This is a genomic window from Prescottella agglutinans (genome assembly GCF_004011865.1).
Taxonomy (GTDB): domain Bacteria; phylum Actinomycetota; class Actinomycetes; order Mycobacteriales; family Mycobacteriaceae; genus Prescottella; species Prescottella agglutinans.
The window spans coordinates 14,282-26,594 of sequence record NZ_RKLP01000014.1 but is presented as its reverse complement, the minus strand read 5'-3'; the positions used below and the strand labels follow the sequence as shown (position 1 = coordinate 26,594).

Sequence of the window (12,313 nt, the reverse complement as noted above, 5' to 3'; positions counted from 1 at the left end):
ATTCGGCAGGCGACTGGGAGGTTCGGACGTCGTGATCACTCATCCCGCCTTTCCCGTCGAGCCCTGGAGTCTGCGTGCGACGAGCCTCGATCTCGAGGTCCTCGCGCAGACCGAGTCGCTGTTCACCGTCTCCAACGGTCACCTCGGCTGGCGGGGCAACCTGGACGAGGGGGATCCGCACGGATTGCCGGGCAGCTACCTGTCCGGGGTCTACGAGGTCCGCCCCATGCCGTACGCCGAGCCGGGGTACGGCTACCCGAACTCCGGCGAGACCATCATCAACATCACGGACGGCAAGATCGTGCGGCTGCTGATCGACGACGAGCCGTTCGACGTCCGGCGGGGACAGATCCTCAGGCACGAACAGGAACTCGACCTGCGGGCCGGGCTGCTGCGGCGCACCGTGGAGTGGTGCTCGCCCGCCGGTCGGACCGTGCGGGTGAGCGCCACCAGGATGGCGTCGTTCACGCAGCGGGCGATCGGCGCCGTCGACTTCCGGGTCGAGCCGCTCGACGGCCCGGCCCGGGTGGTAATGCAGTCCGAGTTGGTCGCGAACGAGCCGATGCCCGAGCCCGAGGCGGATCCGCGCGCGGCAGCGGTGCTGGCCGAGCCGCTGGTCGCCGAGGAGAACTTCGACCACGACGCCCGGGTGCAGCTCATCCACACGACGGGCGAGAGCGGGCTGCGCGTGGCCGTCGGTATGGATCACGAGGTGTCGGGCCCGCACCTGCACGTCGAGTCCGAGAGCTACCCGGATCAGGGGCGGGTCACGATCGCGTCGCAGCTCGCGTCCGGCGAGCAGGTGAGGATGGTCAAGTACGTCGCTCACGCGTGGTCGGCTCGGCGGACCGCACCGGCCATGCGCGACGAGGTGGCCGGCGAGCTGACGATCGCGCGGGAAACCGGTTGGGACGGGCTGGTTTCCGAACAGCGCGCGTTCCTGGATGCGTTCTGGGAGCGCGCCGACGTGGTCGTCGAGGGTGACCCGGAGGTGCAGCAGGCGGTTCGGTTCGCGCTGTTCCACATCCTGCAGGCGTCTGCACGCGCCGAAGGCGTCGCGATCGCCTCCAAGGGGCTCACCGGTCGCGGCTACGACGGCCACGCGTTCTGGGACACCGAGATGTTCGTGCTCCCGGTCCTGACGTCGGTCTTCCCGCAGGCCGTCGCCCACGCGCTGCGCTGGCGGCACTCCACGTTGGAGACGACCCGGGTTCGGGCCCGGCAGCTGGGATTCGGCGGTGCGGCGTTCCCGTGGCGGACCATCACCGGCAAGGAATGCAGTGGGTACTGGCCGGCCGGGGCCGCCGCGTTCCACGTCAACGCCGCCATCGCTCGAGCCGTCATCGGATATCTGCGGGCCAACGGCGACACCGACTTCGAGCGCACGGAGGGACTGGACCTGCTGGTGGAGACGGCACGGCTGTGGCGATCCCTCGGCTACTTCGACGAGGACGGGCGGTTCCGGATCGACGGCGTCACCGGCCCGGACGAGTACAGCGCACTGGTGCGAAACGACCTGTACACCAACCTGATGGCGCGCGAGAACCTGACCGCGGCGGTGGGGATCGTCGAACGGCATCGCGATCGGATGCCGGATCTCGGCGTCACCGACGAGGAGGTCGGCGGGTGGCGGACTGCGGCCGACCGCATGTACGTGCCGTACGACGAACGCTTCGGTGTGCACCCGCAGTCGTCGGGATTCACCGACCGTCAGGTGTGGGACTTCGCAGCGACACCGTCCGAGAACTATCCGCTGCTGCTGCACTATCCGTACTTCGATCTCTACCGCAAGCAGGTGGTCAAGCAGGCCGACGTCGTATTGGCGATGCAGTGGGTGCCCGACGCGTTCACCGCCGAGGAGCGGGCGCGGAACTTCTCGTACTACGAGCGGATGACGGTGCGGGATTCGTCGCTGTCGGCGTGCAGCCAGGCGGTGGTCGCCGCGGATGTCGGGGCGATGGACCTGGCCTACGACTACCTGGGGGAGACGGCGCTGATCGATCTGCTCGACCTGGAGCACAACACGAGCGACGGTCTGCACCTGGCATCGCTGGCCGGCATCTGGATCGCGCTGGTGCAGGGGTTCGGCGGGGCGCGGCGCCGACGGTCGGGGCTGACGTTCCGGCCGACGCTCCCGCGCGGCATCGATCGGCTCGCGTTCGGCGTCGCCGCGGCGGGGTGCCGGTTGCGGGTCGAGATCGACCGGAACGAGACGCGGTACCGGCTCGTCCACGGTGACGAGCTGACCCTGGGCCACGACGGAACTTCGGTGACGTTGCGCGGCAGAGAGGTTCGGGTGATGCCGACGGTCCACCCGCCGGCGGGTCCGGTGGTGACGCAGCCGCCGGGCCGGGAACCCGCGCGGCGATACCCCGGCAGCGTCGGGGCGTCGGCGCCTGCCGACTAAACTCGCCCCCGTGGCAACCCCGATGATCGCTCCGTCCATTCTCTCCGCCGACTTCGCGCGCCTCGCCGAGGAGGCCGACGCCGTCGCCGGAGCCGACTGGCTGCACGTGGACGTGATGGACGCCCACTTCGTGCCGAACCTCACGCTCGGCCTGCCGGTCGTGCAGAGCCTGCTCAAGGCCACCGACATCCCGCTCGACTGCCACCTGATGATCGACGATCCGGGCCGCTGGGCGCCGCCGTACGCGGAGGCCGGCGCGCACAACGTCACGTTCCACGCCGAGGCCACCGACGATCCGGTCGCGGTGGCCCGCGACATCCGCGCCGCCGGCGCCAAGGCGGGCCTGAGCGTCAAGCCGAACACGCCGATCGAGCCGTACCTCGAGATCCTGAAGAACTTCGACACGCTGCTGGTGATGAGCGTCGAACCGGGCTTCGGCGGCCAGTCGTTCATCCCCGCCGTGCTGGACAAGGCGCGCGCCGTCCGCAAGCTCGTCGACTCCGGTGAGCTGCGACTGCTGGTCGAGATCGACGGCGGCATCAACGCCGACACCGTCGAGCAGGCCGCGGAGGCGGGCGTCGACTGCTTCGTCGCAGGGTCGGCCGTCTACGGCGCCGCCGATCCCGCCGCCGCCGTCCGCGGGCTGCGGGAGCAGGCCGCCAAGGCTTCGCCGCACCTGACGCTGTCGATCTGACGAGCCCCTCGTGACGACGTCAGCGCGCGTTCACGAGGCCGCGATGCGCCTCGCGATCGACGCCTCCCACGGGGTCCGGGGCACCACGAGCCCGAATCCGCCAGTCGGGGCGGTGATCCTCGACGCGTCCGGCGAGGTCGTCGGGATCGGCGCCACCCAGCCGCCCGGCGGACCGCACGCCGAGGTCGTCGCGCTGACCGAGGCAGGCGACCGCGCGCGGGGCGGCACCGCTGTCGTCACGCTCGAACCATGCAACCACTACGGACGCACCGGGCCGTGTTCGCAGGCGCTGGTCGATGCCGGGATCGCGGCGGTGCACTACGCGGTGGGCGATCCCAACCCCGCGGCCTCCGGCGGCGCCGACACGCTCCGCACGGCCGGTGTCGCGGTGTCCGGGGGCATGCTCGCCGACGACGTCGAACGCGGGCCGCTCCGTGCCTGGCTGCACCGGCAGCGAACCGGTCGGCCGCACGTGACCTGGAAGTTCGCCGCGACCCTCGACGGCCGCAGCGCCGCCGCGGACGGGACGAGCCAGTGGATCACCGGACCCGCGGCGCGCGCACGCGTGCACGCCGACCGGGCACGGCTCGACGCGATCGTCGTCGGTACCGGGACCGTGCTGGCGGACGATCCGTGGTTGACGGCCCGCCTGCCCGACGGCTCCCTCGCCCCGCACCAACCGCTGCGGGTGGTGGTGGGGAAGCGCGCGATCCCACCCACCGCGAAGGTCCTCGACGCGGCGGCCCCCACGCTGGTACTGCGCACCCATGACGTCGCCGACGTCCTGGCCGCCCTCGCTGATCAGGACGACGTGCTGGTCGAGGGCGGGCCGCGGCTGGCGGGGGCCTTCCTCGCGGCCGGTCGGATCGACCGGATCCAGGCCTACATCGCGCCCGTGGTGTTGGGCGCAGGGTCCCACGCAGTGGAAGGCGCGGGGGTCCGGACCATTGCCGAGGCGTTACGGTTTCGTCGAGAGAGCGTCGAGACGATCGGCGACGACGTGTTGTTGAACCTGGTCCCGGAACGAGCGGGCCGCCCCGCGGCCTGGGACCGTCCGTGACGTGATCCCGTCCGGGATCACCGCCGAACCGATCCTCCGGGATCCGAAGGAGTGAGCGAAGAGATGTTCACCGGAATCGTCGAAGAACTCGGCGAGATCGTCGCCAAGGAAGACCTGGCGGACGCGGCCCGGTTCACGGTCCGTGGCCCCGTGGTCACCGCTGACGCCGGCCACGGCGATTCGATCGCGGTCAACGGTGTGTGCCTGACGGTCGTCGACGTCCTCGACGGTGAGGCGTTCACTGCGGACGTGATGCGGGAGACCCTCGTGCGGTCGAGCCTCGGCGCCCTCCAGGTCGGCAGCCGGGTCAACCTCGAGCGGGCCGCCGCGGTGAACAGCCGTCTGGGTGGTCACATCGTCCAGGGCCACGTCGACGGTACGGGTGCGGTCATCAGCCGGAGCCCGTCCGAGCACTGGACCGTCGTCCGCATCTCGCTGCCGTCGAGCATCTCCCGCTACGTCGTGGAGAAGGGATCGATCACGGTCGACGGGGTGTCCCTGACCGTGTCGGCGCTCGGCGGTGAGCCCGGCGACGAGTACTTCGAGATCTCGTTGATCCCGACGACGCTCGCGCTCACCACCCTCGGCTCGGCGGAACCGGGGACCCCGGTCAACCTCGAGGTCGACGTCATCGCCAAGTACGTCGAGCGTCTGCACACCGCCGCCGCCCGACAGCCGGAATAACGACCTCGTATCGAAAGGTCGTACTGTTGAGGTGCATCTGAAGCGATGCACCGGGACATACTCGAGCACACCAGTTCAAGATTTTGGAGCCCAAGCACGTGACCAGGTTCGACAGCATCGAGCGCGCAGTCGCCGATATCGCCGCAGGTAAAGCGGTTGTGGTCGTCGACGACGAGGACCGCGAGAACGAGGGCGATCTCATCTTCGCGGCCGAGAAGGCCACCCCGGAACTCGTGGCGTTCATGGTGCGCTACACGTCCGGCTACCTGTGTGTCCCGCTCGACGGCGAGGACTGTGACCGACTCGGTCTCCCGCCGATGTACGCGACCAACCAGGACAAGCACGGCACCGCGTACACCGTCACGGTCGACGCGCGCGAAGGTATCGGCACCGGCATCTCGGCCTCCGACCGCGCCGCGACGATGCGGTTGCTGGCGGACCCGAACAGCGGTGCCCAGGACTTCACCCGACCCGGTCACGTCGTCCCGCTGCGGGCCAAGGAGGGCGGCGTCCTGCGTCGTCCCGGCCACACCGAGGCCGCCGTCGACCTCGCCCGCATGGCGGACCTGCGTCCGGCCGGCGTGATCTGCGAGATCGTCAGCCAGAAGGACGAGGGCCACATGGCCCAGACCGAGGAGCTTCGGGTCTTCGCCGACGACCACGACCTGGCCCTGATCTCGATCGCGGACCTGATCGCGTGGCGTCGCAAGCACGAGAAGCACGTCGTGCGCGTCGCCGAGGCCCGCATCCCCACCCGGCACGGCGACTTCACCGCCGTCGGGTACAAGAGCATCTACGACGAGGTCGAGCACGTGGCCCTCGTGCGCGGCGACATCTCGGATCAGGACGGCAGCGACGTGCTGGTCCGCGTCCACTCCGAGTGCCTCACCGGCGACGTCTTCGGCTCGCTGCGCTGCGATTGCGGTCCGCAGCTCGACGCGGCGCTCGACATGATCGCGCAGGAGGGCCGCGGTGTGGTCCTGTACATGCGCGGACACGAGGGCCGGGGCATCGGCCTGATGCACAAGCTGCAGGCCTACCAGCTGCAGGACGCCGGATCCGACACCGTCGACGCGAACCTCCAGCTGGGGCTGCCGGCCGACGCGCGGGACTACGGCATCGGCGCGCAGATCCTCGTCGACCTCGGCATCAAGTCGATGCGCCTACTGACCAACAACCCGGCCAAGCGGGTCGGACTCGACGGCTACGGCCTGCAGATCCTCGATCGGGTCCCGATGCCGCTGCGCGCGAACGCCGAGAACCTGACCTACCTGCGTACCAAGCGCGACCGCATGGGTCACGACCTCATCGGACTCGACGAGTTCGAGGCCGGTGACGCCCTGTGAGCGGTGTGGGACGTCCCGACCTGCAGCTCGGGATGGCGAAGGACCTCAAGCTTGCGATCGTCGCCGGTCAGTGGCACCCCGAGATCAGCGAGGCGTTGATCGCCGGAGCCAAGCGGGTGGCGAAGCAGGCGCAGATCGAGGAGCCGACGCTGGTGCGGGTCGCGGGCGCGATCGAGCTGCCGGTGGTCGCGCAGGAGCTCGCCAAGTCGCACGACGCCGTCGTCGCGCTGGGCGTCGTGATCCGCGGCGGCACCCCGCACTTCGAGTACGTGTGCGACGCGGTGACCGCGGGCCTCACCCGAGTCTCCCTCGACGAGGGCACCCCGGTCGGGAACGGCGTGCTCACCACCGACACCGAGCAGCAGGCGCTGGACCGTTCGGGTCTGCCCGGCTCGGTGGAGGACAAGGGCGGCGAGGCATGCGCAGCGGCGATCGACACGGCCGTGACGCTGGCGCAGCTGCGACGCCACCGGACGGGGTCGACGTCGCGATGAGCTCTCCGCAGGGCGAGTGGGATTTCGAGGTCCGGTCGAAGAAGTCGGCCAAGTACGCGTGGATCGCTGCCGGTGTGCTGGTGCTGGTGCACGTCACGTTGGCGATCCTGCTGCGGACGTCGGCGACCGGCGTCTACTTCCGGCTGGTGGACCAGTTCGCGATGGCGGGAATCGGAGTCCTTCTCGCATGCGGCGTCCTGCTCCTCACGCGTCCGCGCCTGAGGGTAGGGCCGCGCGGCATCGCCGTCCGTAACGTCCTCGGTGAGCGCTTCATCGAGTGGGACCTCGAACAGGGGCTCTCGTTCCCGGACGGTGCATCGTGGGCACGGATCGAGCTGCCCGACGACGAATACGTGCCGGTGATGGCGATCCAGGCCAACGACGGCGATCATGCCGTGCACGCCGTCCATAGGTTCCGTGAGCTCGAGGCGAAGTACACGGGCTCGCGCACGGAGTGACTGCGAGCGAATACCGTCGGTACTGCCGACTAGCCTTGAATCGTGCCTGATCCTTCGACGTATCGTCCCGCGCCCGGAACCATCCCGGTGGAGCCGGGCGTGTACAAGTTCCGTGATCCGCACGGCCGCGTGATCTACGTCGGCAAGGCGAAGAGTCTGCGCTCGCGACTCAACTCGTACTTCGCCGACGTCTCGTCGCTGCACCCGCGGACCCGGCAGATGGTCACCACCGCGGGCAGTGTCGAGTGGACGGTCGTCAGCACCGAGGTCGAGGCGCTCCAGCTCGAGTACAACTGGATCAAGGAGTTCGACCCGCGGTTCAACGTCCGGTACCGGGACGACAAGACCTACCCGGTGCTGGCGGTGACGCTCAACGAGGAGTTCCCGCGGCTGTTCGTCTACCGCGGGCCGCGCCGCAAGGGTGTGCGCTACTTCGGTCCGTACTCGCACGCGTGGGCCATCCGCGAGACCCTCGACCTGCTGCTACGGGTGTTCCCGGCGCGAACCTGCTCGGCGGGGGTCTTCAAGCGGCACAACCAGATCGGCCGGCCCTGCCTGCTCGGCTACATCGACAAGTGCTCGGCGCCGTGCGTCGGCCGGGTCAGTGCCGCCGAGCACCGGCAGATCGTCGAGGACTTCTGCGACTTCCTGTCCGGCCGCACCGACCGGCTCGTCCGACAGCTCGAGGCCCGGATGCAGGAGGCGGCCGAGGACCTCGACTTCGAGACCGCGGCCCGGCTGCGCGACGACGTCGGCGCACTGAGGAAGGCACTCGAGAAGCAGGCCGTCGTCCTCGGTGACGGCACCGACGCCGACCTGGTGGCGTTCGCGTCCGACGACCTCGAGGTCGCGGTCCAGGTGTTCCACGTCCGCGGCGGCCGGGTGCGCGGTCAGCGTGGGTGGGTGGTCGAGAAGGCCGGCGACGTCATCGAGCGCGACGCCGTCGCCCTGGACGGCGCGGGTTCCGGGTCCGCCGGGGCCGACTCGGAGGCCGCGATCCTGGTCGAACAGTTCCTCACCCAGTTCTACGGTGAGCAGGCCGCCCTCGGCGCGGGCGGGAGTCCGGCCGACCAACCGGCCAACGTCGTGCCCCGCGAGGTCCTGGTGCCGGTGCTGCCGCGCAATGCCGACGAGGTCCAGAAGTGGCTGAGCGCGCTGCGCGGCTCGGCGGTGAAGCTGCGGGTCCCGCAGCGGGGCGACAAGAAGGCGCTCGCGGAGACCGTCGAGCGGAACGCGAAGGAGGCGTTGGCGCAGCACAAGCTGAAGCGGGCCGGCGACTTCACGTCGCGGTCGGCGGCGCTGCAGGGCATCCAGGAGGCGCTGGATCTCGACTCGGCGCCGCTGCGGATCGAGTGCGTCGACATCAGCCACGTGCAGGGCACCGACGTCGTGGCGTCGCTGGTCGTCTTCGAGGACGGGTTGCCGCGCAAGTCGGACTACCGGCACTACGCGATCAAGGAGGCTGCCGGAGACGGCCGCTCCGACGACGTCGCGAGCATCGCCGAGGTCACCCGTCGACGGTTCCTGCGGCACAACCGGGACGCCGGAGCGGCCGGAAGGGTGGACGGGGACGGCGGCGATCTCGCGCCGGAGGCCGCCCTCGATCCGACGACCGGCCGTCCCCGCAAGTTCGCGTACCCGCCGAACCTGTTCGTGGTCGACGGCGGCGCCCCGCAGGTCGCGGCGGCCGCGGAGGTGCTCGACGAACTCGGCATCACCGACGTCGCCGTCATCGGCCTGGCGAAGCGGCTCGAGGAGGTGTGGGTGCCGGGGGAGGAGGACCCGGTCATCCTGCCCCGCACCAGCGAGTCGCTCTACCTGCTGCAGCGGGTCCGCGACGAGGCGCACCGCTTCGCGATCACGTTCCACCGCAGCAAGCGGTCGCGGCGGATGACGGCGTCCGCGCTCGATTCGGTGCGCGGTCTGGGCGAGACGCGGCGAACCGCGCTCGTCAAGCACTTCGGTTCGGTGGCGCGGCTGCGGGACGCGACGATCGAGGAGATCACGGAGGTGCCGGGCATCGGTGTCGCGACCGCGCGGGCCGTGCTCGATGCGCTCGGTGGCGGCGACGCAGAGCAGGACGCGGGGTCTGATGTCACTGCGGGACCGGCGACGGTGGGGGATGATGTGACGGACATCGACTTATCGGAACGAACAGGACAGAGACTCCAGTGAGCGACCAGCAGGAACGTGGCGAGGGCGGCATGGAGGTCGCGCTCGTCACGGGGTTGTCCGGGGCCGGGCTGAGCACGGCGGCCAAGGTCCTCGAGGACCTCGGCTGGTACGTCGTCGACAACCTGCCGCCGGAACTGATCACGCGGATGGTCGACCTCGGTGTCGAATCCGACCCGCCGATTCGTCGGCTGGCCGTGGTGATCGACGTCCGCAGCCGACCCTTCCCGGGTGATCTCGCCCGCGTGATCGACGAGCTCGAGCGGATGCCCGTGCAGATGCGGGTGCTGTACCTCGAGGCGAACGATTCGGTGCTGATCCGCCGTTTCGAGCACGTGCGCCGCAGCCATCCGCTGCAGAGCGACAGCAAGGAAGGCACGCTGTCGGAGGGGATCGCCGCCGAGCGCGTCAAGTTGGCGCACGCGAAGGCGGCGGCCGATCTCGTCGTCGACACGTCGGCGCTCGCGGTCCGCGAGCTGCGCGAGAAGATCGAGACCGCCTTCGGCGGCGAGGGTCGGGGCGAGATCCAGGTGACGGTGCAGTCCTTCGGGTTCAAGCACGGCCTGCCGATGGACGCGGACATGGTGTGCGACGTCCGGTTCCTGCCGAATCCGCACTGGATTCCGGAACTGCGCGAACACACCGGACTGGAGGAGGCGGTGCGGGACTACGTCCTGTCCCGGGACGGGGCCGAGGAGTACCTCGACACGTACCTGCGCCTGCTGGAACTGACGACGGCGGGCTACCGCCGGGAGGGAAAGCGCTACATGACGATCGCGGTCGGGTGTACCGGCGGCAAGCATCGCAGCGTGGCCATGTCGGAGGCGCTCGCGGCACTTCTGCGGAAGGAGGACGGCCTCGCCGTCCGCGTCGTGCACCGCGATGTGGGGCGCGAATGAGCGACGATCGACTGCGCGGGGACGGCCGCGCGCCTCGGATCGTCGCGTTCGGCGGTGGACACGGCCTGTACGCGACGCTCAGCGCCGCCCGGCGACTGAGTTCGGACGTCACCGCGGTGGTGACCGTCGCCGACGACGGCGGGTCCTCGGGTCGGCTGCGCGGCGAGCTCGGTGTGATCCCGCCGGGTGACCTGCGGATGGCGCTGGCCGCGCTCGCGGCGAGGGAGCCGCGCGTGCAGACGTGGACCGACACGGTCCAACACCGCTTCGGTGGCACCGGCGCGCTCGCCGGCCACTCGGTCGGCAACCTGATCCTGGCCGGACTCACCGAGGTGCTCGGCGACACGGTCGCCGCCCTCGACACCGTCGGTCGCCTCCTCGAGGTCGAGGGGCGGGTGCTGCCCATGTCGCGGGTCGCGCTCGAGATCGAGGCGGACGTCGTCGGGCTCGAGACCGATCCCCGGGTCAGCCGCTGCATCCGCGGACAGGTCGCGGTCGCCACGACGCCGGGGAAGGTCCGAAGGGTGCGGCTGCGCCCGGCCAACCCGCCCGCGTGCCCGGAGGCACTCGACGCGATCGACGTGGCCGACCTCGTCGTGCTCGGTCCGGGATCGTGGTTCTCGAGCGTCATTCCGCACGTCCTGGTCCCGGAACTGCGCGACGCGGTGCGGCGGGCGTCCGCCCGCAAGGTGCTGATCCTGAACCTCGCGCCTGAGCCGGGGGAGACCGCCGGATTCTCCGCGGAGCGTCACCTGCACGTACTCTGCCAGCACGCGCCGGACCTGCGCGTGGACCACATCGTCGTCGATTCGGCGTCGGTTCCGGCGGGCCGGGAACGCGATCACCTGTGCCGAGCTGCGCAGCAGCTGGGTGCGGATGTCGTGTACGCGGACGTCGCGGAGGACGGAACCCACAAGCATCACGCGGGCAAGCTCGCCGCCGTGCTGGACCGGCTCTCCGCGCCGGCACCCGTCGGTGCGCGCCGGGAGGACGTGCACGACGTGAACGAACAGGCCGCCGAACGGACAGCCGGGGGAAGGGAGAGCGCCACGTGGCGATGACAGCCGAGGTCAAGGACGAGCTCAGCAGGCTCGCGGTCACGCAGGTCAGCTGCCGCAAGGCGGAGGTGTCGTCGCTGCTGCGTTTCGCGGGCGGTCTGCACATCGTCGGCGGCCGCGTCGTCGTGGAGGCCGAGGTCGACATGGGATCGATCGCGCGCCGGTTGCGCGGCGAGATCCTCGACCTGTACGGCTACCACTCGGACGTGCACGTGCTCAGCGCCGGTGGCCTGCGCAAGGGGTCGCGATACGTGGTGCGGGTCGCCAAGGACGGCGAGGCGCTCGCCCGCCGCACCGGGCTGCTCGACATGCGCGGCCGGCCGGTGCGTGGGCTTCCCGCCCAGGTCGTCGGCGGCAGCGTCGGCGACGCCGAGGCGGCGTGGCGGGGTGCGTTCCTGGCGCACGGGTCGTTGACCGAGCCCGGCCGCTCGTCGGCGCTCGAGGTCAGCTGCCCGGGCCCGGAGGCGGCGCTCGCGCTCGTCGGTGCCGCCCGCCGGCTGGGGATCACCGCCAAGGCGCGCGAGGTCCGTGGCACCGACCGGGTGGTGGTGCGCGACGGTGAGGCGATCGGCGCCCTGCTCACCCGGATGGGCGCCCAGGACACGCGTCTGACGTGGGAGGAGCGCCGCATGCGGCGCGAGGTGCGCGCCACGGCGAACCGTCTGGCCAACTTCGACGACGCCAACCTGCGGCGCTCGGCTCGGGCGGCGGTCGCGGCGGCGGCGCGGGTGGAGCGGGCGCTCGAGATCCTCGGCGAGGACGTGCCCGACCATCTCGCGGCGGCCGGCACCCTGAGGGTCAAGCATCGGCAGGCGTCGCTCGAGGAACTCGGGCAGCTCGCGGATCCGCCGATGACCAAGGACGCGGTGGCGGGACGCATCCGCCGACTGCTGTCGATGGCCGATCGCCGGGCCAAGGAGCTGGGCATCCCCGACACCGAGTCGGCGGTCACCCCGGAGTTGCTCGAAGAGGCCTGACGCAGGGGGAACGAACGGGAAACCGACTTGTCGGACGTGCCCCGCTTCCGGTGACCGGGGCAGA

At 70.7% G+C, this 12,313-nt stretch carries 11 protein-coding genes; all 11 read left to right on the top strand.

What is annotated here, in order from left to right; genetic code table 11:
* The first annotated feature begins 31 nt into the window (after nucleotides 1-31).
* The 11 genes from EGT67_RS23055 to whiA all read left to right on the top strand — a co-directional run bounded on the left by EGT67_RS23055 (nucleotide 32) and on the right by whiA (nucleotide 12,249).
* Nucleotides 32-2,407 (top strand): glycoside hydrolase family 65 protein, encoded by a 2,376-nt coding sequence (locus tag EGT67_RS23055; protein WP_127918439.1) that lies wholly within the window; start codon nucleotides 32-34, stop codon nucleotides 2,405-2,407.
* Nucleotides 2,408-2,417: 10 nt separating this feature from the next.
* Nucleotides 2,418-3,101 carry a ribulose-phosphate 3-epimerase gene (gene rpe / locus EGT67_RS23050; RefSeq protein WP_127918438.1) on the top strand — a complete coding sequence of 228 codons (684 nt, stop codon included), beginning with the start codon at nucleotides 2,418-2,420 and terminating at the stop codon, nucleotides 3,099-3,101.
* A 10-nt stretch (nucleotides 3,102-3,111) separates the two neighbouring features.
* Nucleotides 3,112-4,161, top strand: a complete 1,050-nt coding sequence (gene ribD, locus EGT67_RS23045; protein ID WP_277750172.1) for a bifunctional diaminohydroxyphosphoribosylaminopyrimidine deaminase/5-amino-6-(5-phosphoribosylamino)uracil reductase RibD — start codon at nucleotides 3,112-3,114, stop codon at nucleotides 4,159-4,161.
* A 63-nt stretch (nucleotides 4,162-4,224) separates the two neighbouring features.
* Nucleotides 4,225-4,845 carry a riboflavin synthase gene (locus tag EGT67_RS23040; protein WP_127918437.1) on the top strand — a complete coding sequence of 207 codons (621 nt, stop codon included), beginning with the start codon at nucleotides 4,225-4,227 and terminating at the stop codon, nucleotides 4,843-4,845.
* Nucleotides 4,846-4,943: 98 nt separating this feature from the next.
* Nucleotides 4,944-6,191 (top strand): bifunctional 3,4-dihydroxy-2-butanone-4-phosphate synthase/GTP cyclohydrolase II, encoded by a 1,248-nt coding sequence (locus EGT67_RS23035; RefSeq protein ID WP_127918436.1) that lies wholly within the window; start codon nucleotides 4,944-4,946, stop codon nucleotides 6,189-6,191.
* Nucleotides 6,188-6,685 carry a 6,7-dimethyl-8-ribityllumazine synthase gene (ribH, locus tag EGT67_RS23030; protein ID WP_127918435.1) on the top strand — a complete coding sequence of 166 codons (498 nt, stop codon included), beginning with the start codon at nucleotides 6,188-6,190 and terminating at the stop codon, nucleotides 6,683-6,685. The genes EGT67_RS23035 and ribH overlap by 4 nt, the downstream gene beginning before the upstream one ends.
* Nucleotides 6,682-7,143: a PH domain-containing protein gene (locus tag EGT67_RS23025; RefSeq protein ID WP_127918434.1), complete on the top strand. Its 462-nt coding sequence runs from the start codon at nucleotides 6,682-6,684 to the stop codon at nucleotides 7,141-7,143. Before ribH ends, EGT67_RS23025 begins: the two co-directional genes overlap by 4 nt.
* 42 nt (nucleotides 7,144-7,185) lie before the next feature.
* Entirely contained in the window at nucleotides 7,186-9,318 is a 2,133-nt protein-coding gene (uvrC, locus tag EGT67_RS23020) for an excinuclease ABC subunit UvrC (protein WP_127918433.1), read from the top strand.
* A 29-nt stretch (nucleotides 9,319-9,347) separates the two neighbouring features.
* Nucleotides 9,348-10,214, top strand: coding sequence for an RNase adapter RapZ (gene rapZ, locus EGT67_RS23015; protein WP_127918527.1), 867 nt, complete (start codon nucleotides 9,348-9,350; stop codon nucleotides 10,212-10,214).
* Nucleotides 10,211-11,275 (top strand): gluconeogenesis factor YvcK family protein, encoded by a 1,065-nt coding sequence (locus EGT67_RS23010; protein ID WP_127918432.1) that lies wholly within the window; start codon nucleotides 10,211-10,213, stop codon nucleotides 11,273-11,275. The genes rapZ and EGT67_RS23010 overlap by 4 nt, the downstream gene beginning before the upstream one ends.
* Nucleotides 11,272-12,249 (top strand): DNA-binding protein WhiA, encoded by a 978-nt coding sequence (gene whiA, locus EGT67_RS23005; RefSeq protein WP_206612478.1) that lies wholly within the window; start codon nucleotides 11,272-11,274, stop codon nucleotides 12,247-12,249. The genes EGT67_RS23010 and whiA overlap by 4 nt, the downstream gene beginning before the upstream one ends.
* The last annotated feature ends 64 nt before the right edge of the window (nucleotides 12,250-12,313 follow it).

Coding starts and splice junctions, on each gene's coding strand:
- EGT67_RS23040 (WP_127918437.1), top strand. CDS start 4,225: ATGTTCACCGGAATCGTCGAAGAACTCGGCGAGATCGTCGCCAAGGAA.
- EGT67_RS23025 (WP_127918434.1), top strand. CDS start 6,682: ATGAGCTCTCCGCAGGGCGAGTGGGATTTCGAGGTCCGGTCGAAGAAG.
- rapZ (WP_127918527.1), top strand. CDS start 9,348: ATGGAGGTCGCGCTCGTCACGGGGTTGTCCGGGGCCGGGCTGAGCACG.
- EGT67_RS23010 (WP_127918432.1), top strand. CDS start 10,211: ATGAGCGACGATCGACTGCGCGGGGACGGCCGCGCGCCTCGGATCGTC.
- whiA (WP_206612478.1), top strand. CDS start 11,272: ATGACAGCCGAGGTCAAGGACGAGCTCAGCAGGCTCGCGGTCACGCAG.